Annotated in this window: 29 protein-coding genes; 1 reads left to right on the top strand and 28 read right to left on the bottom strand. The window is 52.2% G+C overall.

What is annotated here, in order from left to right; all coding sequences use genetic code 11:
• Window positions 1-11 precede the first annotated feature (11 nt).
• From O9139_RS06215 to O9139_RS06090, 26 genes are all read right to left on the bottom strand, one after another.
• Window positions 12-404 carry a YraN family protein gene (locus O9139_RS06215; RefSeq protein ID WP_270878589.1) on the bottom strand — a complete coding sequence of 131 codons (393 nt, stop codon included), beginning with the start codon at window positions 402-404 and terminating at the stop codon, window positions 12-14.
• On the bottom strand, window positions 401-724 hold the full coding sequence (locus tag O9139_RS06210; protein ID WP_270878588.1) for an EscU/YscU/HrcU family type III secretion system export apparatus switch protein: 324 nt from the start codon (window positions 722-724) through the stop codon (window positions 401-403). Before O9139_RS06210 ends, O9139_RS06215 begins: the two co-directional genes overlap by 4 nt.
• Window positions 721-2,583, bottom strand: coding sequence for a serine/threonine-protein kinase (locus tag O9139_RS06205; protein WP_270878587.1), 1,863 nt, complete (start codon window positions 2,581-2,583; stop codon window positions 721-723). Before O9139_RS06205 ends, O9139_RS06210 begins: the two co-directional genes overlap by 4 nt.
• A 73-nt stretch (window positions 2,584-2,656) precedes the next feature.
• The gene (locus O9139_RS06200; protein ID WP_270878586.1) at window positions 2,657-3,301 is read right to left on the bottom strand and encodes a ribonuclease HII; all 645 of its coding nucleotides are present in this window, start codon (window positions 3,299-3,301) and stop codon (window positions 2,657-2,659) included.
• Window positions 3,302-3,652: 351 nt separating this feature from the next.
• Entirely contained in the window at window positions 3,653-4,522 is an 870-nt protein-coding gene (gene ylqF, locus O9139_RS06195; RefSeq protein WP_270878585.1) for a ribosome biogenesis GTPase YlqF, read from the bottom strand.
• 10 nt (window positions 4,523-4,532) lie between these two features.
• On the bottom strand, window positions 4,533-5,153 hold the full coding sequence (gene lepB, locus O9139_RS06190; RefSeq protein ID WP_270878584.1) for a signal peptidase I: 621 nt from the start codon (window positions 5,151-5,153) through the stop codon (window positions 4,533-4,535).
• Window positions 5,154-5,267: 114 nt separating this feature from the next.
• Window positions 5,268-5,609 (bottom strand): 50S ribosomal protein L19, encoded by a 342-nt coding sequence (gene rplS / locus O9139_RS06185; RefSeq protein ID WP_270878583.1) that lies wholly within the window; start codon window positions 5,607-5,609, stop codon window positions 5,268-5,270.
• Window positions 5,610-5,770: 161 nt separating this feature from the next.
• Window positions 5,771-6,535, bottom strand: a complete 765-nt coding sequence (trmD, locus tag O9139_RS06180) for a tRNA (guanosine(37)-N1)-methyltransferase TrmD (protein ID WP_270878582.1) — start codon at window positions 6,533-6,535, stop codon at window positions 5,771-5,773.
• Window positions 6,532-7,047: a ribosome maturation factor RimM gene (gene rimM / locus O9139_RS06175; RefSeq protein ID WP_270878581.1), complete on the bottom strand. Its 516-nt coding sequence runs from the start codon at window positions 7,045-7,047 to the stop codon at window positions 6,532-6,534. The genes trmD and rimM overlap by 4 nt, the downstream gene beginning before the upstream one ends.
• Before the next feature lie 121 nt (window positions 7,048-7,168).
• On the bottom strand, window positions 7,169-7,399 hold the full coding sequence (locus O9139_RS06170; protein WP_270878580.1) for a KH domain-containing protein: 231 nt from the start codon (window positions 7,397-7,399) through the stop codon (window positions 7,169-7,171).
• A 26-nt stretch (window positions 7,400-7,425) separates the two neighbouring features.
• Complete coding sequence (gene rpsP, locus O9139_RS06165) at window positions 7,426-7,698, bottom strand: 30S ribosomal protein S16 (protein WP_188174190.1); 273 nt, start codon at window positions 7,696-7,698, stop codon at window positions 7,426-7,428.
• A 43-nt stretch (window positions 7,699-7,741) separates the two neighbouring features.
• On the bottom strand, window positions 7,742-9,109 hold the full coding sequence (ffh, locus tag O9139_RS06160; protein WP_270878579.1) for a signal recognition particle protein: 1,368 nt from the start codon (window positions 9,107-9,109) through the stop codon (window positions 7,742-7,744).
• Window positions 9,110-9,132: 23 nt separating this feature from the next.
• Complete coding sequence (locus O9139_RS06155; RefSeq protein WP_270878578.1) at window positions 9,133-9,477, bottom strand: putative DNA-binding protein; 345 nt, start codon at window positions 9,475-9,477, stop codon at window positions 9,133-9,135.
• A 152-nt stretch (window positions 9,478-9,629) separates the two neighbouring features.
• Window positions 9,630-10,622 (bottom strand): signal recognition particle-docking protein FtsY, encoded by a 993-nt coding sequence (ftsY, locus tag O9139_RS06150; protein ID WP_270878577.1) that lies wholly within the window; start codon window positions 10,620-10,622, stop codon window positions 9,630-9,632.
• A gap of 42 nt (window positions 10,623-10,664) precedes the next feature.
• Window positions 10,665-14,240 carry a chromosome segregation protein SMC gene (gene smc / locus O9139_RS06145; protein WP_270878576.1) on the bottom strand — a complete coding sequence of 1,192 codons (3,576 nt, stop codon included), beginning with the start codon at window positions 14,238-14,240 and terminating at the stop codon, window positions 10,665-10,667.
• Between the two features lie 117 nt (window positions 14,241-14,357).
• Complete coding sequence (gene rnc / locus O9139_RS06140; RefSeq protein ID WP_270878575.1) at window positions 14,358-15,059, bottom strand: ribonuclease III; 702 nt, start codon at window positions 15,057-15,059, stop codon at window positions 14,358-14,360.
• A gap of 57 nt (window positions 15,060-15,116) precedes the next feature.
• On the bottom strand, window positions 15,117-16,352 hold the full coding sequence (gene fabF, locus O9139_RS06135; RefSeq protein WP_270878574.1) for a beta-ketoacyl-ACP synthase II: 1,236 nt from the start codon (window positions 16,350-16,352) through the stop codon (window positions 15,117-15,119).
• Window positions 16,353-16,442: 90 nt separating this feature from the next.
• The gene (gene acpP, locus O9139_RS06130; protein WP_188174196.1) at window positions 16,443-16,676 is read right to left on the bottom strand and encodes an acyl carrier protein; all 234 of its coding nucleotides are present in this window, start codon (window positions 16,674-16,676) and stop codon (window positions 16,443-16,445) included.
• Between the two features lie 84 nt (window positions 16,677-16,760).
• Window positions 16,761-17,501 carry a 3-oxoacyl-[acyl-carrier-protein] reductase gene (gene fabG, locus O9139_RS06125; RefSeq protein WP_270878573.1) on the bottom strand — a complete coding sequence of 247 codons (741 nt, stop codon included), beginning with the start codon at window positions 17,499-17,501 and terminating at the stop codon, window positions 16,761-16,763.
• Entirely contained in the window at window positions 17,488-18,438 is a 951-nt protein-coding gene (gene fabD, locus O9139_RS06120; RefSeq protein WP_270878572.1) for an ACP S-malonyltransferase, read from the bottom strand. Before fabD ends, fabG begins: the two co-directional genes overlap by 14 nt.
• A 66-nt stretch (window positions 18,439-18,504) precedes the next feature.
• A complete protein-coding gene (locus O9139_RS06115) occupies window positions 18,505-19,491 on the bottom strand; it encodes a beta-ketoacyl-ACP synthase III (RefSeq protein WP_270878571.1) in 987 nt (328 codons plus the stop codon).
• Between the two features lie 11 nt (window positions 19,492-19,502).
• The gene (plsX, locus tag O9139_RS06110) at window positions 19,503-20,492 is read right to left on the bottom strand and encodes a phosphate acyltransferase PlsX (RefSeq protein ID WP_270878570.1); all 990 of its coding nucleotides are present in this window, start codon (window positions 20,490-20,492) and stop codon (window positions 19,503-19,505) included.
• Window positions 20,493-20,533: 41 nt separating this feature from the next.
• Window positions 20,534-21,130, bottom strand: a complete 597-nt coding sequence (gene fapR / locus O9139_RS06105) for a transcription factor FapR (RefSeq protein WP_270878569.1) — start codon at window positions 21,128-21,130, stop codon at window positions 20,534-20,536.
• A gap of 131 nt (window positions 21,131-21,261) precedes the next feature.
• Window positions 21,262-21,435, bottom strand: coding sequence for a 50S ribosomal protein L32 (rpmF, locus tag O9139_RS06100; RefSeq protein ID WP_188174201.1), 174 nt, complete (start codon window positions 21,433-21,435; stop codon window positions 21,262-21,264).
• Between the two features lie 30 nt (window positions 21,436-21,465).
• Entirely contained in the window at window positions 21,466-21,978 is a 513-nt protein-coding gene (locus O9139_RS06095; RefSeq protein WP_270878568.1) for a YceD family protein, read from the bottom strand.
• A gap of 85 nt (window positions 21,979-22,063) precedes the next feature.
• On the bottom strand, window positions 22,064-23,185 hold the full coding sequence (locus O9139_RS06090; protein WP_270878567.1) for a SepM family pheromone-processing serine protease: 1,122 nt from the start codon (window positions 23,183-23,185) through the stop codon (window positions 22,064-22,066).
• Between the two features lie 123 nt (window positions 23,186-23,308).
• Between O9139_RS06090 and O9139_RS06085 the strand changes: the two genes are divergently transcribed.
• A complete protein-coding gene (locus tag O9139_RS06085) occupies window positions 23,309-24,616 on the top strand; it encodes a nucleoside recognition domain-containing protein (RefSeq protein ID WP_270878566.1) in 1,308 nt (435 codons plus the stop codon).
• 10 nt (window positions 24,617-24,626) lie between these two features.
• Here the strand turns inward: O9139_RS06085 and coaD are convergent, their stop codons facing one another.
• Together coaD and rsmD are read right to left on the bottom strand one after the other, a co-directional pair.
• Entirely contained in the window at window positions 24,627-25,133 is a 507-nt protein-coding gene (gene coaD / locus O9139_RS06080) for a pantetheine-phosphate adenylyltransferase (protein ID WP_270878565.1), read from the bottom strand.
• Between the two features lie 8 nt (window positions 25,134-25,141).
• Window positions 25,142-25,696 carry a 16S rRNA (guanine(966)-N(2))-methyltransferase RsmD gene (gene rsmD, locus O9139_RS06075; RefSeq protein WP_270878564.1) on the bottom strand — a complete coding sequence of 185 codons (555 nt, stop codon included), beginning with the start codon at window positions 25,694-25,696 and terminating at the stop codon, window positions 25,142-25,144.
• Between the last annotated feature and the right edge of the window lie 160 nt (window positions 25,697-25,856).

The following is a 25,856-nucleotide window of genomic DNA, read 5'->3' as shown; positions in this document are numbered from 1 at the left end:
TGGCATACGGATCAAAAAGCTCCTTCAATATGTGAAATTACGGGGGTACCCATAGAGGTTGGAGTGCTATTGGCGGGTAGCTCCACCGTCACGACATCGAACCTAACCCTTGTGTCATACTTTTTAAAAACATGAAGATATATTTGTGCAATGTCCCTGATTTTGCGCTGCTTCCGCTGATCAACGGATTCTTTGGCCGTTCCCAAATGATCGGATAACCGCCGTGTTCGCACTTCCACAAACACCAGTATACCCTCCACTTCAGCAACGATGTCAATCTCGCCTATTTTGCAGCGCCAATTCCGGTGCAAAATCAGGTAGCTGCGCTCCCGAAGATATGATTCGGCGAGCGCTTCCCCCATATTGCCCAGCTGCTTCCGGTTATCTTTACGTGTATCATTCATACCCGCTCCCTCATCTGTCGCATCCGGTTGTCAGAGCGATAAATAAAGCTCAGTACTTCGGCCACGAGCTGATACAGTTCCGGTGGGATTTCCTGATCCAGGTCAAGCTTAGACAGCACTTCGACCAGCGAAGAATCCTCCTGAATCGGCACACCGTTATCCTTGGCTTTCTGGAGGATCGATTCTGCCATGTGCCCCTTGCCCTTGGCGACGACTGTTGGCGCTTTCTGCATTTCGGGCGCATACTTCAAGGCTACCGCCTTTTTGATCGGGGCTGGTTTCTGCTGGGCGTTATGGCCTCGTCTTTCTTGTTGATTCACGCGCGCAGATCCACTCCTTTATAGGTCTTCGGCTGATAAAGCGCACGCAGATCCGCCCGGCTGCTATCCAACTGCGCTGGTTTGGCAGTGCTGTCGTTCTCATTGCCGGCTGTCAAGGTTGGATAAGGCGAGCATTTTAATGAAAAAAACTGATAGCCCGCTTTATTCATAGCCGCAGTCAACTCATCTCGGGAGCTCTCCATCAGCGCAGCGACAGCCGGATGATCGTTATGAATGTTCAAGCTCACGATTTTATTGACGACATGCACATCGAGCAGCGTATTGCCCATTGCTTTCATGGATAAATCGAATAAAAGACGGCAATTGCTGGCATCAACTTCCCCGCGTTTGCCCTTCTGTGATTGAATGTGCACACTGGCCGACTGCTGCCCGGACCCATTCAAGAATGGGATAAACAGCGTCATGTGGGTGAACATGGAAGTTTTGTCAGTCGTCAGCATCAACTGCTGACCTGTGATTTGATGTATAGCTTCCTTCGCCGCTTCACGGAGCGGGGCCGGCGTATCGTCTGAGGCTGTCAGCTGCAGCAGCAGACTCTTTAAGTTATCGGCCGCAGGCTTATCGTCGTGATCCTGCGAACTGTTCACGCCGATCAGATCCTGCTGCGGATCAGCTCCGCCGTTCCGTAGGCGCGCCATTACCTCGTGGCGCTCAGCCTGATCCAGCTTCGCCAGATGAGCCTCGTGCTCCACGCCTACGGCTTTGAGCAGCTTGCTGATCCAGTTCGGCGCTGGATCATCTGCGGGCTCGGCTGGCGCGGCATGGCTCGCGCCAGCCGGCGTGGCCGCCGCCTCCGGCTTCGCCGGCGGCGCCTGAAGCGAACCTGCCGCAGGCGGTTCGCTCGCGCGGCCAGGCTCAGCGCTCAGCGCTTGAGCCTGCAGCGGCCCGGCCGCCACCGCGGAGCGGGCGGCCACTGGCTCTGCCGCCACCGCAGAGCGGGCGGCCGCTGGCTCTGCCGCCACCGCGGGGCGGGCGGCCGCTGGCTCTGCCGCCGCCGCGGAGCGGGCGGCCGCTGGCTCTGCCGCCACCGCGGAGCGGGCGGCCGCTGACTCTGCCGCCGGCGGCTGCGCCGAGCCGGCGGTTACGCCGCCTGCTGCTTCGCCAGCAGGCGTGGTCACAGCCGCGGGCGCGACCTTCGGGTCGCCTGCCGGCGGCTGTGGCAATCCCGCAGCTGCGACGGAAGCGCGCAGCTCCTGCAGCAGCGTCACCACCTGCTTCGCCGTCGCGGCGGCAGGGTGTGACGGTTGCTCCTGCAGCAGAGCGGATGCCCGCTGCTCCAGCCGCTCCAGCACTTCGCCGACAGGAGGCCCGGCGGTTGCCTGCCGCAGAGCGCTTACTGTTTCCTCTGTCAGCGGAAGCCCCTTCTTATAAGCAAGCACTGCCGCTTGCATAAATTCATCTTTGCTAACACCTTCTGGGACAACGCTTAACAAAGAAGCAAAATCCTTCACCGTTTCTTTCGTTAACGAAACCCCCGCTTGCTGCATCGTCTGCACCAATTGCCGGTTCGATGCCGTATCTTTGACAGCAAAATCCTTTAGCAGCTCGCTGAACGAATCATCGGCAATCTGGACGTTCGATGACGCAAGCGGCTTCAGCATAACTTGTCCGCCGTTGGATTCAGGCTGCACCTGAAGCATCGTCACATCGCCCTGCTTGAGCGGTGTCTCCAGCTTCGCTCTAACTTGAACGCCACTAATGTTCAAAACCGCTTCCTGGTCGTTCAGCAGCTGCAGTACGACACCTTTTACAATTTGTCCGACCTTGAGCTCCAACGTTTTACTGTCCGAGGCAGTCAGTTCGCCAACCAAATTTCGTATAAGACCGCTAATATTCATATGCTCTCACCTCGGAACGTTTCCATCGCCTTGTTATGTATATGATATCGGTAAAAAGCCTGATATTTTTTACTTAACCTTCGGCAAACAGCTCCAATTGTTCGACTTGCTGTTCGCTCACTTCAAATTGAGCCATAATTTTGCGAATAAACAACTTCCGATGCAGATCTGATGGTCCAAAACGGAGCAGCATTTCTCTGTGATGCTTCGTTGCATAACCTTTATGTACAGCAAGTCCATATTCAGGATAAATGGCGTCCCATTCCTCGCACATGCGATCTCTCGTCACCTTCGCGATGATCGAAGCGGCTGCAATCGACTGGCTAAGCGCATCTCCGTGAATAATTGCCTCTTGCTCGATTTCTGAATCGACGTTCTCTGCGTCCACTAACAAATAATCAGGCACTATGCCCAACTGTTCGACGGCCTGCTTCATCGCCAGGCGCGCAGCTTGCTTAATGTTGATGGCTTCAATCGTTGCTACATCGACAATGCCGACGCCAACGGCCAGCGCTTCATTCATGATCTGCTCAAAAAGCGCATTCCGCTTCTTTTCGGACAGTTTTTTCGAATCATTCACTTCCTCTAAAACATAGCCTTGAGGCAAAATAACCGCTGCCGCGACAACATCGCCGAACAAACAGCCCCGCCCTACTTCATCAATCCCGGCAATGCGGGTGAAGCCCAGCTCCCATATTCGTTTTTCATACTCCAGCATGGCTTTCGCCCCTTTCCATCCCTACATTATAAATGAAGATGACTTGAGCAAGCCAGATGAAAAACCGAACTGGATAAAAAAGGAACATCATTCCGTTTATGTTTCTGATAAACTAGCGCTGGTTTCCCGCCATCCTTCCACGCAGCGCAGCTTTACATGACCTCGTAAGCCTAATCCACCTTGCGAGTTATGCACTCACCCTCACGATCACCTAAAACGGATTTTCTTCCTCGCTATCACCTTAAACAGACCTTTTCCCTTGCAGCACCTTTCCGCCCACCTGACCTCTGGCCAGAAAACAAAAAACCACGCCCGCTCAGCCCCCGGCTGAAACTTGACGTGGTTTCAATCTTAATAATCTGTCGGCTTTTCCAAGCTGATCCGCCCCAGCTTACCCGCTCGTAAGTCGCGGATAATGATGAGGGAGGCTTTGTCCAAATCCACTTTGCCGCCGCTGACGATGGCTCCGCGCTTGCGGCCGATGGCTTCCATGACCGATACGATTTGATTCGGGTCATCGAGGTCATCCGGCATTTCTGCAATGCCAAATCGTTCCTGCAGGGCAGTGCCGTAATGCTGCACCATGTACTTAATCGAAAAGAAAGCTACTTCATCCAAGTGGAGAATTTCTTCCTTAATCGCACCGGTGGCTGCGAGTCGAAGCCCTACCATCTGGTCTTCGAATTTCGGCCACAAAATCCCTGGCGTGTCCAACAGATCCATCTCCGTACCGACCTTGATCCACTGCTGGCCCTTGGTGACGCCCGGCTTATCGCCGGTCGCGGCAATCTTCTTGCCGGCCAACTGATTAATCAATGTGGACTTACCCACATTCGGGATGCCGACGATGAGTGCCCGGATAGCGCGCGGGTTGATACCTTTGCGAAGCTGGCTTTCGATTTTATGAGCCCAGAGCGCTTTTGCCCGCGGTAAAATCTCTTTCACCTGAGTGCCGCTTGCGGCGTCGATCGGCAGCGCTTGAAGGCCTTGATCGGCAAAATAGCGCACCCACTCCGCCGTAACGACCGGGTCTGCCAGATCATGCTTGTTGAGCAGCACCATCCTCGGCTTGCCCTTTAATATTTCATCTACCATCGGGTTCCGGCTGGAGAGGGGAATGCGGGCATCCAACAGCTCGATGACAACATCGATCAGCTTAAGCTTGTCTTCGATTTGTCTGCGGGCTTTGGTCATATGGCCGGGAAACCATTGAATGGTCATATTTTCACCTCTAGAAATGTATGAAACTGATTTTATTGAGCGGCCAGAAGATAACTTCGGCACGGCCAACGATTTTATCGTACGGCACAAAGCCTACGCGCTTATCCCGGCTGTCCTTGCTGTTCGGACGGTTATCGCCCATCGCAAAAATTTCGTTATCCGGCACTTTGGTCTCCGGGAAGTTCGCAAGCGTATTGTAAGGATGGCCATCCTTAATGGCTTGATCAATTGCCGCCTGAATAAACTGCTGATCAATCTCTTTGCCGTTAATATACACTTTATCGCCATCCACCTTAACGGTTTCCCCTGGAAGCGCGATCACGCGTTTGATGTAATCTTTGCCCTCTGGCGCATGGAACACGATGACTTCCCCACGCTTCGGTTGGCGGATGTCATAAATAATTTTGTTCACAATAAGACGCTCGCCTGTAAAAAAGTTAGGCCGCATCGAATCTCCATCAACGATGAAAGGAGAAAACAGAAACCAGCGGATAATAATGACCAATACTCCGGCAATCACGAGCGCTTTAATCCATTCCCATGTTTCGCTTTTCGCTGTTTTGACCGGAGCCTTTCCCGTTTCTGCGGACGGTTCATTGTTGTAAGGCTGTTCTAGATCTTTCTGTTCCATCTCGGATCGCCTCTTTCCAGTTTCGGGCTTATGTATGTGAATTGCTGTTTGTTGCTTAAATATGTACTTCAGAGAAATGAAAAGGAGACTTGCCTAAACAAGCCCCCCGGTTTCTTATCGAATCTCTTTAATTCTTGCTGCTTTACCGCGAAGACCACGCAGATAGTAGAGTTTCGCACGACGAACTTTACCACGGCGAGCCACTTCAATCTTGTCGATCCGCGGAGAGTGGAATGGGAATGTTCTCTCCACACCAACACCGTAAGAAATTTTACGAACGGTAAACGTTTCGCTAATTCCACCGCCGCGGCGTTTGATCACAACACCTTCGAACAGCTGAATACGCTCACGGGAACCCTCGATAACTTTTACGTGTACTTTCAGTGTGTCGCCTGGACGGAATGCAGGGATATCCGTACGCAGTTGTTCCTTCGTAATCTCTTGAATCAGATTCATAGTTGACTTCCTCCTTCCACACAGGTGTTCATTCCGCTATCTACGATGTATGACAAGCTGTAACGCGTAGAGGACCACCAGACTCAAAGCAAATAAAAATTCGCAACAGAAATTATATTACCACAGAGAGAATAGAAATTCAATAGAGAAGTTTTTGGGGGCTACTCCTTCTGTCTGTTTTTCCATTCTTCCAGCCAAACCTTTTCTTTCTTGGACAATTCCCGGCCTTCCAATAAGTCAGGACGACGCTCCAGCGTGCGGTATAGCGATTGCTGCAGCCGCCAGTTTTTGACATTCTCATGGTGCCCGGACATCAGAACTTCAGGAACTTCCCAATCTCTAAATTTGACAGGCCGTGTGTAATGGGGGTATTCCAACAAGCCTGTACTAAATGAATCGGTGACCGCTGACATTTCATTTCCGAGTACGCCCGGCAGCAACCTCACGACGCTGTCAATAACGACCATTGCGGGCAGTTCCCCGCCAGTCAGAACATAATCCCCTATCGACAGCTCGTCCGTTACCAGGTGCTCTCTGATGCGCTCATCGTAGCCTTCATAATGGCCGCAAATAAACACGAGATGCTGTTCGCCTGCAAGCTCCTCCGCTTTGCGCTGCGAGAACGTCTCGCCCTGCGGGCACATGAGAATGACTCTTGGCTTCGGGGAAAGCTGAGTCTCATCATCAGCCGCGCGGTACCCCGGCAAGTCCTCGACAGCCGCAAAAATCGGCTCCGGCTTCAGCACCATGCCGCCACCACCGCCATACGGGTAATCATCAACGGTGTTATGTTTATTATTGGAATAATCGCGGAAATTAACCGTGTTCAGCGATACAATTCCTTTATCCTTAGCTTTTCCAAGAATGCTGGAGGAAAACACGCCTGCAAACATTTCCGGAAAAAGCGTCAATACATCAATTCTCATTCCAGCAGTCCTTCCATGACATGGACACGAATCGTTTTGTCAGCGACATTCACATCGAGGATCACATCGTCAATTACAGGCAGCAGCAGCTCCTTGCCTTTCGGCAAAGCGACGACCCATACGTCGTTGGCGCCAGGCGTCAGCACTTCCTTAATAAGCCCGAGCTCTTCGCCTTCCTCCGTAATCACTTTGCAGCCAATGATCTCGTGGTAATAATACTCGCCTTCTTCCAGAGGCTGCTGGAACTTCCCTTCCACCTTAAGCAAGGAACCTTTGAACTTCTCCACGTCATTAATGTTGGAATGCTGCGTGAATTGGACAATGTACATATTTTTATGTAAGCGGGAGGTGCCAACCGTCACCGGCGTTTGCTTATTGTGCGCATCGACAATAATGAGCTCGCTGCCCTTGGCAAAGCGTTCCGGAAAATCCGTCTCTGGAATAATTTTCAATTCACCCCGAATGCCGTGGGTGTTCACGATTTTGCCAACCGTATACAACTTCTCACTCATGCTTCGTATGCCTCCTATATCCCCACAAAATGAAGCATACCCAACGAAGGTTTATCTTAATACTTTGCAGGGGTCTTGATATATAAGAAAAAGGTTAGGAAATGATTCCTAACCCTTTTCACTATGAAACAATCTCTACAGCTACACGTTTGGTTTCTTTCACTGCTGCAGACGTAACCACAGTGCGGAGCGACTTCGCGATTTTGCCCTGCTTGCCGATCACCTTACCGACATCGTCGGGGTGAACAGAAAGCCGGTACTCAATCTTGTCATCTTTCTCCTGCACCGTGACACGCACTTCTTCCGGATGATCAACAAGAGCCTTAGCAATAACCGTGATAAGATCCTTCATGAACATACCCTCCGAAAGTTAACAGATTACTTCTGTTGTTTCAGCTCGTGAAATTTAGTCATCAGACCTGCTTTGCTGAACAGACTGCGAACTGTATCGGATGGTTGCGCACCAGTTTGAAGCCATTTCAGAGCTTTCTCTTCATCAAGAGTAACAGCCGCTGGTTGAGCTACTGGATTGTAAGTACCGATTTCTTCGATAAAACGACCGTCACGAGGGGAACGGGAATCCGATACCACGACGCGGTAGAAAGGAGCTTTGTGAGCGCCCATACGTTTCAGACGAATACGTACTGCCATTTTGAAAATCACCTCCAACATAGGATAAAAAATGAATGAATATTTAGAAAGGGAATTTAAACCCTTTGCCTAGCTTTTTCATGTTTTTGAGGCCTTTGGCCCCTTTCGGACCCATCATACCAGAGAATTGCTTCATCATTTTGCGCATGTCCTCGAACTGCTTGATGAAACGATTGACTTCCTGAACCGAATTGCCGCTTCCCAGTGCAATCCGCTTGCGGCGACTGGCGTTCAGCAGCTCAGGCTTGACCTTCTCTTCTTTGGTCATCGATTTTACAATGGCCTCGACACGCGCCATCTGCTTATCGTCTACTTTCAAATCCTTCATGCCCTTGATTTTGTTCGCACCAGGTAGCATATCGAGGATTTGATCCAGCGGTCCAAGCTTCTTCACCTGCTCCATCTGCTCCAGGAAATCGTCGAAGGTGAATTCGGCGTTGCGCATCTTGCGCTCCATCTCTTTCGCCTTATCCATATCGATACCGGCTTGCGCCTTCTCGATCAACGTGAGCATATCACCCATACCGAGAATCCGCGATGCCATCCGATCCGGGAAGAACGGTTCTAGGGCGTCCATCTTCTCGCCGCTGGCAGCGAATTTGATCGGGCAGCCGGTTACGGCCTTAACCGATAATGCCGCACCACCGCGGGTATCGCCGTCAAGCTTCGTCAGTACGACACCGGTCAATTCCAACTGCTTATGGAAGCTCTCCGCCACATTGACGGCATCCTGACCTGTCATCGCGTCGACGACCAGCAAAATCTCGTCCGGCTGTACCGCCTCGCGCACATTTTTCAGCTCGTCCATCAACGCTTCGTCAATGTGCAATCGTCCGGCCGTATCAATGATGACATAATCGTTGCCATTATCCTTGGCGTGCTGCAGGCCAGCTTTGGCAATGTCGACCGGGTTCACCTGATCGCCCATCGCAAATACGGGAACCTTCAACTGCTCGCCGAGCACTTGCAGCTGCTTAATAGCAGCAGGTCGGTAAATATCGCAGGCGACCATGAGCGGGCGGTGATTCTGCTTCTGCAGCATCTTCGCCAATTTGCCTGAAGACGTCGTCTTACCAGCCCCTTGCAAACCTGCCATCATGATGACCGTCGGCGGCCGGTTGGAACGCGCCAGCTTGCTCTGCGTACCGCCCATTAAAGCCGTCAGTTCTTTGTTTACGATATCGATGACAACCATGCCAGGTGTGAAAGATTTCATTACTTCCTGACCGACAGCTTGCTCTCTGACTTTCGCAATAAAATCTTTGACGACTTTAAAGTTAACATCCGCTTCCAGCAGCGCTAACCGAACTTCGCGAAGCGCTTCGCCAACATCTTCTTCCGATAGCTTACCTTTGCTTCTCAACTTGCCGAATACGTTCTGCAATCGGTTTGCCAATCCTTCAAATGCCATGCGCTTCACCTCCTAAGCATTTATCAATCTATCCCAATCATTGTATCAAAAAGCGCGCCTGATTTCCTCTTTAGCTCCGGATCGCATTGATCCAGTATTTGTTCAAGCTCTACACGAAGCTTGACGCGCTGTTCATGCTTATGTAACAGCTGTAGCTTATTCTCGTAATCGCGCAGCGTCTGTTCCGCCCGCTTAATATGTTCATAAACCGCTTGGCGGCTGATTTCAAAGTTCTCGGCAATCTCACCGAGCGAATAATCGTCATGGAAATACAATTGCAAGAAAGTTCGCTGCTTTTCCGTCAACAAAGGCTCATAGAAGTCAAACAGCAGGTTGATCCGATTCGTTTTCTCCAGCATTTGATCCATGGGCACTATAGCCACCTCCGTAAAGGTTGAATCCTTGACAGCAGCACAACAGAACCTATCATACTGAATTCCCGAACCAATGTCAAGCATTTAACCTTGTCAGTGGCAAAAGAAAAAAAATCCCGCCGTCCGACGCGCGAACGGCAAGGATTTTATTCGTTTTCTTCTTTTTGTTCGTTTATCCATTTGCCGAATAGTGCATGCACGAATTGCTCCGAATCAAACGGCTGCAGATCATCCATCTTCTCGCCTAAACCGACGAACTTCACCGGCAGCGACAGCTCTTGGCGGATGGCGACGACGATGCCGCCTTTGGCCGTGCCGTCAAGCTTGGACAAGACCAGACCTGTTAGGCCGGATTTTTCACCAAACAGCTTGGCTTGGCTCAGTGCATTCTGGCCTGTCGTTGCGTCCAGCACAAGGATTACCTCATGTGGCGCGCCCGGCACTTCGCGTTGAATGACGCGGTAAATTTTGTTCAGCTCTTCCATCAGGTTCACTTTATTTTGCAAGCGGCCCGCCGTATCGCAGAGCAGCACATCGACACCGCGCGTCTTCGCCGCCTGAACAGCGTCGTACATGACCGCGGCAGGATCTGCGCCGGATTGCTGCTTAATGACGTCTACCCCGACACGTTGGCCCCAAGTTTCCAATTGCTCGATCGCGCCTGCACGGAACGTGTCGCCTGCAGCCATCAGCACCTTTTTCCCCTGGGATTTGAACATATGAGCCATCTTTCCGATCGTCGTCGTCTTGCCGACGCCGTTTACACCGACGAACAGAATGACAGTGAGCCCATCCGGATTCATATTCAAGCCCGCTTGGGCATCGCCTTTCAGCAAGCCAATCAGCTTCTCGGACAAAATCGGCTGCAGCTCGGCCGGGTTCTCAATTTTGCGCTTCTTCACTTCAGCGCGTAGCTCATCGATCAGCTTCAGCACAGTGTTCACGCCGACGTCAGCGCCAATAAGAATTTCTTCCAGCTCTTCATAAAATTCTTCGTCAATCTTCTTGCGGCGACTGAACAAGTCGTCCACCCGATCCACGAACGCATCTCTCGTTTTGGCCAGACCTTCTTTAAATTTATTCGTTACCGCTTCAGCCTTGCTGGAAATACTCTCTTTTAGACGTTTAAAAAAACTCATGGTTCCTCCTAAAATGGTTGATCTATCCTTACAGCTAAGCGACTAGGATGCGGAAACGACCGCCTCTTCATCTTCCAGTCGGACGGATACCAGCTTCGATACACCGCCCTCCTGCATCGTCACGCCATAGAGCACGTCCGCCTCTTCCATTGTACCCTTCCGGTGTGTGACCACGATAAACTGGGTCATCTCCGAGAACTCGCGTAAATATTCAGCGAAGCGCGATACGTTCGCTTCATCGAGCGCGGCCTCAACTTCGTCAAGCACGCAGAACGGCACCGGCTTCACGCGGATGATCGAGAACAGCAGCGCGATCGCGGTCAGCGCCCGCTCGCCGCCGGAGAGCAGCTGCAAGTTTTGCAGCTTTTTGCCTGGCGGCTGCGCCACGATCTCGATGCCTGTGTCGAGCAGATTGTCCGGCTCGGACAGAATGAGATCCGCGCGTCCGCCGCCGAACAGCTTGGCGAAGACAACGACGAAATGCGAACGAATCGCATCGAACGTCGTTTTGAAGCGCTTGGACATCTCTTGATCCATCTCACGGATGACCTGGTACAGGGTCGCCTTCGCTTCGATCAAGTCATTCTTTTGGCTGCTGAGGAATTCATACCGCTCGGAGACGCGGGCATATTCCTCAATCGCGCCCAGGTTCACATCGCCCAGCGAAGCGATTTCCCGCTTCAGCTCGCGGACGCGGCTTTGCGTGCCGGCGACATCCTCCGGAACCGGGTAACGCACTTTGGCAAGCTCGTAGCTGAGTTCGTATTCTTCAGACAACTTTTTCAACAAGTTGTCGAGCTCAACATCCAGACGATTCACGCGCACCTCAGTCTGATGCAGATTCTCTTCAATTTGCTTCAACTGGATCCGCTGCGCCCGCGTTTCATTCTCTCCCTTTTCCAGCTTCTGCAGCCAATCCGTACGCTCCGCCCGCTTATACTCAATCTGCTCCGTACATTCCTGCTTCTTCAGTTTGAGATCGTTCAGCTGCTCCACCTGCAGGACCGTTTCCTGATCGAGTTGTTCCATCTCTTGCTCCAACTGCGTCAGCAGCTGACGGTTCGTCTCCATCTCGCGCTCGGCATCGGATAGGTCCTGCTGCAAGCGACGTTGTTGATCCTGAAGCGATTGCTTCTCCTGTGAAATAGAAGCGACTTTCACTTTCAAATCGGTCAGCTGGCTTTGCAGCTCTTCCTTCTCGGATTCGCTTGCTTTCCGCGAAGTTTCCGCGTCGCGAATCGCCTGCTGGAGCGAAGCTTCCTCTTGCTGCAATTCGGAGAGCAGCTGTTCGGCTTCGACTTTCTTACGGGCAAAATCAGCCTGTTCCGCCAAAAGCGAGCTGCGGTCTTGGCTGTCGAGCGACAGCTGTTCTTCGACTGTGCGGCTCTCCGACTCCAGCGGCCCCAGCTCGGCGCGAATCTGCTGCTCGGTGATCCGCTTCTGCTCCCCTAACTGGCGAAGCTGCTCCAGCTTCATCATATCGTCGGTAATATCCCGCTTCATTACCGAACTCTTCTCCCGTAGTTCTGACAGCTGTCTGCCGGAGGTCTTGATCTCTTGATCCAGTTCTTCGATCTGGCGCTGACGGCCCAGTAAGTTCGTCGACTTCTTCTGCAAGCTGCCGCCGGTCATCGAACCGCCCGGATTGACGACGTCGCCTTCCAGCGTGACGACCCGGTAGCGGTACTGGGCCTTGGCGGCGATATGGTTCGCATCCTCCAGCGTTTGCGCGACAACGACGTTGCCCAGCAAGCTGGAGAAAATATTATGGTAAGTGGAATCAAAGGAGACGAGATCCACGGCCAGGCCGACGAAGCCTTTGGCCGCTTTCAGCGTACTCTGCTCATGATCCGAAATGGAGCGGCCGCGGATAACGTTCATCGGCAAGAACGTTGCCCGTCCCATCTGACGGCGTTTCAAGAAAGCGATCGCTTCCCGGCCGTCCGCTTCCGTTTCGACGACGATATTTTGCAGCGCGGCGCCGAGTGCGGTCTCAATCGCAACCTCGACTTCGGCTGGCACCATGACGAGCTCGGCGACAGCGCCGCGGATGCCGCGCAAATCTTTGCGGCTCTTGGCCTTGAGCACTTCCTTAACGCCCTGCATAAAGCCGTCGTAATCGTTGGCCATCTCTTTCATCGTGTCGCGGCGCGACGTCAGAGCGTCCAGCTTCTGCTCCCATTTGCGCACCATCGATTGCGTTTCGTCGAGCAGAGACTGCTTCGATTTCAAGCTTTGCGTCAGTTCAGCGTACCGCTGGCGCTCTTCATCGATCTCCTTGACGGTTGCGGCAAGCTTGTCCGTCAGTTCTTCCTTGCGGCTGACGAGCTTGTCACGCTGCTCCGCCCACTTCTGACGGTCTTCGTCCAACCGCTCCAAGCGGCGGCTGATACTCTCCGTCTGCTGCTCCGCGTAGCGAATCTCATTGCGCGTGTGCGCCATCCTGTTCAGCGTCTCCAATAGCTCGCCCTTGAGCTGGTCTTCCGGCGCGGAACTAATCCCGCCGTTCACGCCCATTAGGCGCTGTTCCTCGGCGTTTAACTTCGCTTGAAACTCGAACAATTGCGCGCCGATTTGAATAATTTTCTCGCGCTGCTCGGCAAGTTCCGCTTCTTTGTCCGTTTTTCGCTGCTCTTGCATCGCGATCGTCGCTGCCAACTGTTGGCGGTTCGCTATGTAGTTCTTCTTGCGCTCCTTGAGCACTTCGCCGTGCCCTTCGCTCTTCTCGAACTCTTCGCTCAACAGCAGCAGACGCTCTTGCAGCTTCTCAAGCTCTTCTTCCAGCCTGCGCGTCTCCCAGCGATGCTTCTCAAGATGAGCGTCATGCTGATTCACGACAGTGGAGAGCTCGGTTTGCTCCTTTTGGAGCGTTTCCAAGCGCTTCGTCGCTTCATTCCAGGAAATGTAAATTTGATCAATCTGATGCACATACATCGAGATTTCGCTGCTTTTCAGCTTTTCCCGCAAATCCTTGTAACGAATTGCCTTCTCCGACTGCTCGCGCAGCGGTTCGATCTGATCCTCAAGCTCGGAGACGAGGTCATGAATCCGCAGCAAATTTTGCTCCGTATCATCCAGCTTCTTCTCCGCTTCCCGTTTCCGTGATTTATATTTAACAATCCCCGAAGCTTCCTCAAAGATGCCCCGGCGATCCTCTGATTTCGTACTTAAAATTTCCTCAATCCGGCCTTGTCCAATAATCGAGTAGGCTTCCTTGCCGATACCCGTATCCATGAACAATTCCGTAATATCTTTCAATCGGCACTGCTGCTTGTTGATTAGATACTCGCTTTCACCACTGCGATGAACCCGGCGTGTCACCGTTACCTCATTAAAATCAAGAGGCAGCGATTGCGAGCTATTATCTAGCGTCAGCGAAACCTCGCCATAGTTCACAGCACGACGCGCATCACTACCGGCAAAGATGACATCCTCCATCTTGCCACCGCGCAGCGATTTGGCGCTTTGTTCCCCGAGGACCCAGCGGATGCCGTCGGAAATATTGCTTTTGCCGCTGCCATTGGGACCGACAACTGCAGTGATTCCGCGTACAAACTCCAGCTCAGTCCGGTCGGCAAACGACTTAAATCCGGATAATTCAATCCGTTTCAAAAACATGGTCTCACCTCAAAAATCATTGTATCATATCCCCTCCTAAAAGGAGAGTGCTTAAATCCCCAGCGCATCCTCACAAACGGCAAAAAAGACGGCCGCAGCCGCCTTTTCCACTGTCCCTTAACGCCGGGCCGCGACATTCAGCTTGGACAATGCCTGCGCAGCAGCTTGCTGCTCGGCTTCCTTCTTGGAACGGCCTGTGCCGGCTCCGAGAAGCTCCTCTTCCATGTAAACCTCTGCCATGAACTCCCGTTCATGCGCAGGGCCACGCTCATTCACAATCCGATACTCGAGTGAGCCCATGTTGTGATGCTGCGTGTGCTCTTGCAGCTGGGTCTTATAGTCAACGACCAGCAGCTTGCCTTCGCCCGAAATTTTGCTGAATACATGGCTGCTTAAAAAGTCTTTCACCCGCTCCAGCCCCTGATCCAGGTAAAGCGCGCCGATGAAGGATTCAAATACGTCGGCAAGCAGCGCCGGACGCGTGCGTCCTCCAGTCAGCTCCTCCCCCTTGCCCAAGAGCACGAAAGCGCCGAAATCCAAATCTTCAGCAAAAGTAACCAGCGACGGCTCACAGACAATGGAAGCTCGGAGCTTTGTCAGTTCGCCTTCCGAACGTCCCGGATATGTATCATATAAAAATTCCGAAACCGTTAATTCCAAAACGGCGTCCCCTAGAAACTCCAGGCGCTCGTTATCTTTATGTCCGGCTATTCGGTGTTCGTTCACATAAGAGGAATGGGTAAAAGCTTGCTTCAGCAGCTCTGACTTCCGGAAGTTGATGCCGAGCCGCTGCTGGAGCACTTTGATGTCTCGATGCATTGTCTGTTTCACCACCCAGAGAATGATATTCCGTATCTTTCTTCGCAGGAAGGTTAATTATGCTTCAAACCGCTTCATGATGATCGTCGCATTATGGCCGCCAAAGCCGAAGGAGTTGGACATTGCAATGTTGACTTTCGCATCGCGCGCTGTGTTCGGCACATAATCGAGATCGCATTCCGGGTCTTGATTGTCAATATTGATTGTCGGAGCAATCTTGCCGTTGGCAATCGTCAGACCGCAGATCACCGCTTCAACCCCGCCGGCTGCGCCGAGCAAGTGGCCTGTCATCGACTTCGTCGAGCTCACAGCTACTTTGAAGGCATGTTCGCCGAGCGCCTTCTTGATCGCCGTCGTCTCGGATTTGTCGCCTACAGGCGTCGATGTTCCGTGCGCGTTGATGTAATCAACGGCATCAGGTGCGATGCCCGCATCTTTGATCGCCTTGGCCATGCAGCGTGCCGCGCCGTCCGGATCCGGATCCGTCATATGGTAAGCGTCACCGCTCATGCCATAGCCGATCACTTCCGCGTAAATGCGCGCACCGCGCTTCTGTGCATGCTCCAACGATTCCAGAATAAGCACGCCAGCGCCCTCGCCCATGACAAAACCGTCACGGTCCACATCAAATGGACGGCTCGCTTTGTGCGGCTCGTCGTTGCGTGTGGACATCGCGCGCAGCGCACAGAATCCGGCAACGCCGATTGGCGTAATCGTCGCCTCAGCGCCGCCGCAGATCATCACATCGGCATCTCCGCGCTGAATCATTTTGAACGAGTCACCGATGGAGTGCGTACCTGTAGCACAAGCGGTAACCGCCGTGCTGTTAGGTCCTTTCGCTCCGGTAATCATCGAGACTTGGCCGGAGGCCATATTCGCGATCATCATCGGAATGAAGAACGGGGAGACACGCTTCGGCCCTTTCTCGAGCAAAGTGCGGTGCTGCTCCTCCCAAGTACTCAGACCGCCGATTCCGGAACCTACGGAAACACCGACGCGTTCCGGATCGGTGTCAACTTTGACATCCAGTTTCGCATCCTTCAAAGCATTCAACGAGCCTGCTACGGCAAACTGCACGAAACGATCCATACGGCGCGCTTCTTTGCGGTCTACGTACTGCTCGATATCGAAATCCTTGATCTCAGCCGCTATTCGTGTCGGATACTCGCTGACATCAAAGTTCTCGATCATGCTGACGCCGGATTTCCCGTTTGTCAGATTACCCCAAAACGTTTCTAATTCTTGACCAAGGGCAGTTACTACGCCCATTCCAGTAATGACGACTCTGTTCATCTGTTCCACCTCTATGTCGAAAACTTCATTATTTGAATTGAAGATGGAGACAAGTCCCGTCTTGAAGACAAAACGGGACTTGGTTGACTTTTACGTATGAGATTTTATGTAATTCACAACTTCTCCCACAGTAGTAATCTTCTCAGCATCTTCGTCAGAAATTTCTAAATCGAACTCATCTTCCAATTCCATGACTAATTCTACTACATCAAGAGAATCAGCACCTAAATCTTCTTTGAAAGATGCTTCGAGGGAGACTTCAGCTTCATCAACCCCTAGACGATCGACAACAATTCGTTTTACACGATCCAATACGTCGGACATCCGGTTCACCTCCTCATTTGGTATTATACGAGAATCTTGGACAGATTGCCAGTAGGCTTTTTCAATGACCTATTTCTGGAAAACTTACATGTACATGCCACCATCTACGTGGAGAGTCTGACCTGTCATGTAAGCCGCATCGTCCGACGCCAGGAAGCGGACCGCTTTCGCAATCTCTTCCGGCTGCCCCAGGCGCTCCAGCGGAATTTGCTTCTGCATGCTTTCTCGCACATCGGCCGGCAGCTTGTCGGTCATATCCGTTTCAATGAAGCCAGGCGCTACTGCATTCACAGTAATGCCTCTTGAGGCTAGTTCTCGCGCAGTCGCCTTCGTTAAGCCGATGACGCCCGCTTTGGCTGCTACATAGTTAGCTTGCCCAGGATTACCGAGCACACCAACTACGGAAGATATATTAATGATTCGACCGGAGCGCTGCTTCATCATCGGACGCGTAACGGCTTTCACGCAGTTAAAGACGCCCTTCAGATTCGTCGCGATCACCTGATCGAATTCTTCTTCCTTCATTCTCATGATTAAGTTGTCTCTTGTGATACCGGCATTATTCACCAGGATATCAATTTTACCGAAAATTTCAATCGTTTGCTTCACCAGCGCATCGGCCTCTTGCGAAAGGCTGACGTCTGCGCGCAGTTTGACAGCTTTGCGTCCCATCGCCTCGATGAGCTCGACGACTTCTTGGGCAGCGCTCTCACTGCCAGCGTAGTTAACGGCGACAGCAGCGCCGGATTCCGCCAAATGCAGTGCGATTGCACGGCCAATGCCGCGGGATGCTCCCGTAACGAGGGCAACTTTACCTGTTAGCATGTTCCTGTACCTCCTGGATGTACTTGTCTAACGCGTCAAAGCTGCCGATCGATACGGTTTTGACCGTTTTATCGACCTTCTTGATCAGTCCGGCGAGGACGGTCCCCGAGCCCAGCTCGATGAACGTATCGACGCCTTGGCCGATCAGGTAAGCCACGGTGTCTTCCCACAGAACGGGGGAGTACACTTGTTCGACAAGCAGCCTGCGGATGTCGTCAGGCTGAGTGACTTCGCGTGCCGTCACGTTAGCCACGACCGGCAAGGACGCCGGGCTCATCGCTACGCTGCCCAGCACCTCGGCGAGGCGCTCGGATGCCGGCTTCATGAGCGACGAGTGGAACGGGCCGCTCACTTCCAGCGGAATCGCCCGCTTCGCGCCCGCTTCTTTGCAGCGTTCCACGACAGCGGCAACGCCTTCCTTGCTACCCGAGACGACGATCTGTCCCGGGCAGTTCACATTGGCGAGCTCCACGACGGAGCCGCCGCTGGTGATGTCCGTGCACAGTGCCGCGAGCGCTTCGCGCTCCGCACCCAGCACGGCCGCCATTGCGCCCAGGCCGCCAGGAACGGCCTGTTCCATGAACTCGCCGCGGGCCCGCACGGTGCGGACCGCGTCTTCGAACGCGAGCACGCCGGCTGCGACGAGCGCGCTGTATTCGCCAAGACTATGTCCAGCGACATAGTCAGGCGAAAGGCCCGCAGCCTTGAACGCTTCCAGCGCAGCGATGCTTGTCGTCAGCAGCGCTGGCTGCGTGTGGTACGTGATTTTCAATTCTTCCTCAGGCCCCTGGAAGATCAGGTTCGACAGTGAATATCCGAGTGCTTCATCAGCGCGGTCATAGAATGACTTGGCAGCCGGAAGACGGCTGTACAAGTCTTGTCCCATGCCAACGGACTGTGAGCCCTGGCCTGGGAATACAAAAGCAATTTTACCCATACGAGAATAGCTTCCCCTTTCGCTTTCGCGCAAGTTTTAAGAAGTATATTGTTATCCTAAGTTGAATTACCAGACTAGTGCAGCTGCACCCCAGGTGAGGCCGCCGCCGAAACCGACCAGAATCAAGCGGTCGCCTTCCTTCACTCTGCCTTGCTCGGCAGCTTCCGCCAAAGCAACAGGAATGGATGCTGCAGACATATTACCATATTTATCTAAATTAATCATGCATTTCTCTTCTGTCATATTCAGACGATTAAGCGAAGCTTGAATAATACGCATGTTCGCTTGATGCGGAACGAGCAGATCGATATCCGCTTTGTCCCAGCCCGCCTTGCGCAGCGCTTCGTCTGCGGCATTGCCCATAATCCGCACGGCGAATTTGAATACTTCTGCGCCTGCCATGTAAATATAGTGCAAGCGTTGATCGATCGAATGCTGAGAAGCCGGATTGCGCGAGCCGCCGCCTTCGATCTTCAACAGCGGGCCGCCGCTGCCGTCAGCGCCGAGCTCGAACGATTTAAAGCCGCGATCTTCCGGCACCTGCCCGATCACAACCGCGCCCGCTCCGTCGCCGAACAAAATGCAAGTGTTGCGGTCGGTATAATCGGTAATCTTGGACAAGGAATCCGCGCCAATGACCAGCGCATATTTATAAGTGCCAGTTGCGATAAAGTTAGATGCATTCGCCAGACCGTAGACAAATCCGGAGCAAGCTGCGGATAAATCATAAGCCGCGGCTTGTTTAGCACCAAGCTTTTCTTGCAGAATGCAAGCAGTAGAAGGGAATGACATATCCGGCGTAATCGTCGCTACGACGATCAAATCGAGCTGTTCAGCCGTGATGCCCGCATTATCGAGCGCGATCTTCGCCGCTTCGTAGCACAGGTCCGAAGTGGCTTGCTGTTCGGAAGCGATTCTCCGCTCACGAATGCCTGTTCTGGTGACGATCCACTCGTCGTTGGTCTCCACCATCGTTTCTAATTCTTGATTGGTCAAAATGCGCTCTGGCACATATTTGCCCGCTCCGAGTACCCCAACCGGTATAAGGTTCATGTTGTTTTCTCTCACTTCCCGTGGTTGATTTCCGCAGATATCGCCCCGACCAAATCGTTCTGCAGCGCGATTCGCGCTTGGCGGACGGCATTTTTGAAGGCATTGGCATCCGACGAGCCGTGACACTTCAGAACTAACCCTTGAAGGCCCAGCAGCGGCGCAGCCCCATGCTCTTTATAATCGAATTTCTTACGAAAGTTCATAAGTCCCGGTCTGAGTATAGCCGCGGCCAATTTCGAGTACCACGACTTCGTGAACTCCGTTTTTAACACGGAAAAAAATACGGAAGCCGCACCTTCCAGCGATTTGAGCATAATATTGCCGGCGAATCCGTCGCAGACAATAACATCGCACTCCGCACGCAGTACTTCGCGCGACTCTACGTTGCCGATGAAATGAATCGGCGCTTCCTCGAGCAGCGGAAATGCCGCTTTGGTCAGCTCGTTGCCTTTCATCGCTTCGGTGCCGACATTAAGCAAGCCGACCCGCGGCTTCGCCACGCCGTGCACCTTGTTGCGGTAAATGCTGCCCATGATGGCATATTGCCGCAAATGCTCGGCGCTGGCGTCCATGTTGGCGCCAAGGTCGAGCGCGAGCACACCGCTGCCGTCGATCGTCGGCAGCATCGGCGCCAACGCCGGACGCTCAATCCCCGAAATCCGTCCGACGACAAGCAGCCCGGTTGTCATCAACGCACCGGTATTGCCAGCGGAAATCATCGCGTCCGCTTCCTTGTCCTTGACCAGTCTTCCGGCTACGACCATAGACGCGTCTTTTTTGCGGCGTACCGCCTTCACGGGCTCATCATCGGCCTCGATAACTTCCTCCGTGTGACGAATCGTTAGATTCGCCGGTTTATTTTGCAGGTGAGCTTCTATCGCAGCTGAGTTTCCAACTAGAATCACTTCAATGTCCGTCCACTCTCTAGCTGCGGCAAGCGCACCTTCCACTGCTTCTTTAGGCGCGTGATCCCCGCCCATCGCATCAATCGCGATCCGCATGCAGCCTGTCCTCCTTATCTGGTTGCAATTTCATCTTATTGTCAGATGGAATTGTCAACTTGGTGTTGCTCTTTCTTGGAATGAAAGATTACAAAGTTGCCCCGGAATACGACTTCTTCGCCAACATACGAAAACACTTCCACTCTAGCTTTTCCTTTTGTAACGGAACGTACATAGGCTTTGGCGATGCATTTTTCTCCAAGTTTGACGGAACGGATAAAACGGATATCCGCCGAGGCGGTTAGCGCTATCGGATCGTCAATGACGGCCACAGCTAAGGAATTCGCTTGCGAGAAAATGTGATGGCCCCGTGCGATCTTCGTCCTTGAGAACACATGATCTTCTTTTATTTCAAAAATCGAAATGCCGCTCTGATCCAACTGTATGTCGATTACTTCACCAATGACTTCGTCTATCGGCAGGGAGCGTACATGATCGTACGTTTTCACGGCCATATGCTTCATCCGCTCCCGCAGCTCAGGAATGCCAAGCTCCAGTCGATCCAATCTTACGGTTTGAATGCTAACTTGGAATGTCCGCATCAACTCTTCGTCTGTCATGAATGGATTCGTTTCTATCGCTTGAAGCAGCTTCTGCTGCCGCTGTCGTTTAGGAAGGCGTTCGATGGCGTCCACCACCTTATATTTCGTCTCGTGAGCTAATATCTCATCTTATTACCAGATACTAAATTGTAGTATATATAATTTGCGTGGAAAAAGAAAGCAAAAAAAATAGCACCTCACACTAGGATGAAGTACTATATCTAATCTTATGCTTTTACGATCTCTCTACCTTTGTAAGATCCGCAAGTTTTGCAAACGTGGTGAGCCAGTTTCAGCTCTCCGCATTGTTCGCATTTCACCATGCCCGGAACTTCCAGTTTAAAGTGAGTACGGCGCTTGTCGCGACGAGTTTTGGACGTTCTTCTTTGAGGTACTGCCATATTCAAAACACCTCCTTCATGGAATTTCAATCATTGCTCTTGGTTGAAAAAGTCTGCGAGACCTGCAAGCCGTGGATCTATCTTGTCTTGCTTACAGCCGCAATCATGTTCATTGCGGTTCGTTCCGCACACGGGACAGAGACCTTTGCACGCTTCGCCACATAACGGGATTAAAGGCAATCCAACGATGATGTTCTCGACCACGTACGGCTCCAAATCGACTTTATCTTCAGTCACCAGGTGGATATCCTCATCATCTTCGGATTCCTCGTCCAGCTTCTGTGTAAAGACTTCCTCAAATGGAAGCTCGATTGTTTGCTTGAATTGCGATAAGCATCGTGAACAGCTTAACTCCACATTGAACGTTAAGGTGCCGTTAACTTTCGCTGCTCCCCCTTCATGCTTAGCATGAAGATCGACATGAATGGGACTGTAACCTAGAATGTCTTGGCGACCTTCAAATGGAGATGTCAAGTTCAAGTCTGCGGTTATATGTACCGGTTGTCCTTTAGAAGCAAGATCTTTCAACTGAATCTGCATCATTATCACCCCAAACAAACAAAGATTATTATATCTATTTCACTCGCATTTTGTCAATTGAAAATCGGATTATTTTTAGGGATATGCCTTATTTGGCAGGTAAAGACGCTAAAAATTTCAGTGCGTCATCCATCGTGCCGACCTCGACGATTTGCATCTTGGTCTTAATTTGTTTCGCTCTGGCTAATGCATCGGAATAGTTGGTAATCTTTGTACCGTCTTTATAAGTGACATCTTTGGGTGCGAAAAAATATTCCGCTCCTTGCTTATCCGCGGCGATGATTTTATGCTGAATCCCGCCGATTGGCCCTACCGTTCCGTCAGGATCGATCGTGCCGGTGCCGGCGATTTTGTGCCCCTTGGTAATGTCATCTGGCGTGAGTTGATTATAGATTTCCAACGAGAACATCAGACCTGCGGATGGACCGCCAATTTCACCAGCTTTGATCGATACCTGCTCGTCCGCCTGATCGGCTTTCACCGATTGCATGTCGGCCGGAACGACGCCAATGCCCGCTCGCTCGCTGGTATCTCCTTGCTGTTTCGGCAGCACCCCGAGGGTCAAGGAAGCCTTTTGCTCAATTTTATTGCGCGTAAAAGTGATATCGACGCTTTCTCCGGCTTTTTTCCCTTTTAACGAATCCAATAAGTCCTGCGCGACCTTGATCTCTTTATCATTGGCTTTGAGCAGCACATCGCCAGGCTTCAGCGCTTTCTCTCCAGCCATGCCGGGCAGAGTTTGCAGTACCATGACGCCTTCATGACTAATGTGAAACGGAATATGAGCTTTGGTGTATGCCGCTTGAATAGCGCTAGCCTGGGAAGTCAGCATAACATATTCCTGGCGCTGCGTATACTCCTGCTCCGATTCCCCTTGGCGAAACACGCTTGTCTTCGGCTGAATTTCCTCATAGGGGTGAAGCATGCCGATCACATAGTTGACCACATTGGCATCTGCCACTCGTACCGTTGTGAGCATGAGCGTGCCCTTTTCTGTGTCGGAGCCTTTGGGAATGGACACCATTGGTTTAATCACCTCAGCGGTACCGGGCATAAAAATAAAAAACGGGAGCTGTACAAAGAACAGTAAATAAATGACGACAATGCCGACCAAAAAGGAGATTAAGTATCGGCGTGTTGCCGTCTTTTTGGGATATTGATAGGAATCGCTTGACCATGTTCGGATACGGTTATCTTCATTCTCTTCCATACAGGTTCCCCTCCTGATGCTCATATTGGCTCTTCACACGCACATGGTCCAAGCTAATGCTTGGTCTAAACCCGCGCCTACACGCGTACAAATGAAGCAAATGTAGGAGGATGAGGTGATGCCATGCAGCGCATGCATACGAAATACGGCAGTAAACTGTCCACGCTGCTTTTAGGCGGACTCGCTGCCCTTGTAGTCGTATCTATTATATTATTCCCCGATCGGGCGTTTCAGTCGTCTCTGGAGGGACTTACAATTTGGTGGAAATTGGTATTTCCAGCGCTGCTGCCCTTTTTTATCCTCACCGAACTGTTCATCGGATTCGGCGTTCTCCAGGGGCTTGGCGTCTTATTGGAGCCCATCATGCGCAAGCTGTTCCGCTTGCCCGGCGTCAGCGGCTGGGCGCTTGCCTCGGGCCTGATCGTCGGGTTCCCGTCGGGAGCGCGAATCACCGCATCATTAAGGGAAAAAAGACTGCTGTCGCGCTTGGAAACGGAACGATTGACCGCGCTTACGCATTTGTGCAGCCCATTATTTTTGATCATGGTCGTCGGCGTCGGCTTCTTGCACAGCGCGCGGCTTGGCGCAATCTTGGCCATCGTTCACTATGTGGCCGCCATCCTTACCGGACTTCTGACTCGACATAAAACGGACAAGAGTCGCGAAGACGCGCCTGCGGCTCCCGGCGAACAACCGGAATCCGAAGCGGATCGTTTGCCATTGAAATTGCAAACCGCCTCTATCTGGCTGCGCGCGCTCTACACGATGCGCAACGCCCATCTGCACGACGGCCGAACCTTCGGCAAGCTGCTGGGCGATTCTGTGATCACATCCGTCCAAGCGCTCATGCTGATTGGCGGGTATATGATGATTTTTTCCGTCCTCATTAATGTGATCAGCATTATTCATTTAACCCATACGTTGAGCTTCGTTACGGATTACTTGCTCAGCTTCATGAATTTGACCACGGATACGGCTCCGCAATGGATCAAAGGCATCCTGGAGATCCATCTAGGCGCCTATGCGTTCAGTCAAATCGAGGATCTCCCGCTCCTGCCGCAGCTGTCGCTGTTAAGCGCCTTTCTCGGCTGGGGCGGACTGTCTGCCCATGCGCAAGTCGCCGGCCTGCATCAAAAAACGGACGCTCGCTATGTTGCCTTCTTCGTCGCCCGGATCGTGCATGCTTTACTTGCCTTCGCTTTGACAATTGTGCTGTGGAAGCCCCTGTCCTTCCTGCTCAGGAACGATCAGCCAAGCTTTCTGTGGCTCGATACGTCTGGAAGCGGCAAGACCGCCCGTGCTTTCCCCTTGAACGGCGAAGCCGCGTGGGGCCTGTGGGGGCCGGTAACCAGCCAGCTGTTGCTGCTCCTTAGCGCTATGCTGATTGTCTCGTTATTGATCCAGGCATTCGGCAGACGGAAACAGCATTGATCAGCTTTGGTCAGTTTTGATCGATAGGAAATTTCCGTTTCAACGCTTCTTCCACCTCAGGCGGAACGAGGTCCGTGACAGGACCGTGGAATTTGGCTATTTCCTTCACAATACTAGAGCTCAAATACGAATACGTCGGTTTGGACGTCATAAAGAACGTCTCTACATCCGAATTCAGCTTATGATTCGTCGACGCCATCTGCAATTCGTATTCAAAATCAGATACAGCCCGCAGCCCACGGACAATTAAATTGACGTTTTTGATCTTCATATAGTTGACCATCAGATCGCGGAACCCGTCTACTTCCACGTTGGGTAAATCTTTGGTCGCTTGGCGGATGAGATCCATGCGCTCTTCCAGTGTGAACAGCGGGTTTTTGGACGTGTTGTTAAGTACGGCGACAATCAGTTTATCGAAAACTTTGGCCGCTCTATGTATAATGTCAAGATGACCGTGCGTGACCGGGTCGAAACTGCCGGGATATACGGCGATCGTAATGCCATGTTCCTGCTTCATCTGGATGTTCATCCCCTTTGCTTATAAATCGTGACAGCGGTATCCCCGTACTCGGCTCTGCGCTGCTGCTCGAAACTACCGATCACTTCATCCAGCACATCTTGAGCATCATGCTCAACCACGATGACGGCATGGGGGTCCAGCAAGTTCTGTTCTTCCATCGAGCCAATAAGCTCAGCGATCACTTTCATCTTGTAAGGCGGATCCAAAAAGACCAGTTCAAACCGCTGTTCCCGCTTAGCCAGCGCCTTGAGCGCTCTTGCCGCATCGTTGCGGTAAACTTCCGCTTGCTCGGACAGCCCTGTCGCGCGCAGGTTCATCTGCACGGTATCGATGCTCTTCTTCTCGATGTCAATAAAGACGGCTCTCTGCATCCCACGGCTAAGCGCCTCAATGCCGAGTCCGCCGGTCCCTGCGAAAAGATCCAGCACATGCCCGCCGTCGAAATACGGGCCGATCATGCTGAAGATCGCTTCCTTCACTTTATCTGTTGTCGGCCGTGTGCTGATACCGGGTACCGCCTTCAACGACCTTCCTTTGGCACTGCCTGAAATAACTCTCATTCGTACATATTCCCCTTCTTGCTCGCACATTCATTTGCTATCGTACCACAAGCGATGACGCTACACAAAAATTTTGTCCACGCCATGTATAAAATGGTTGGAAAACGGTCATGCTTGAACTATCGACATCAGAGAATGTCGTAGACAACCGCGGAGAAGA

Source organism: Paenibacillus aestuarii (assembly GCF_027789125.1).
Lineage (GTDB): Bacteria > Bacillota > Bacilli > Paenibacillales > NBRC-103111 > Paenibacillus_E > Paenibacillus_E aestuarii.
This window is presented reverse-complemented; position numbering and strand designations above follow the sequence as displayed.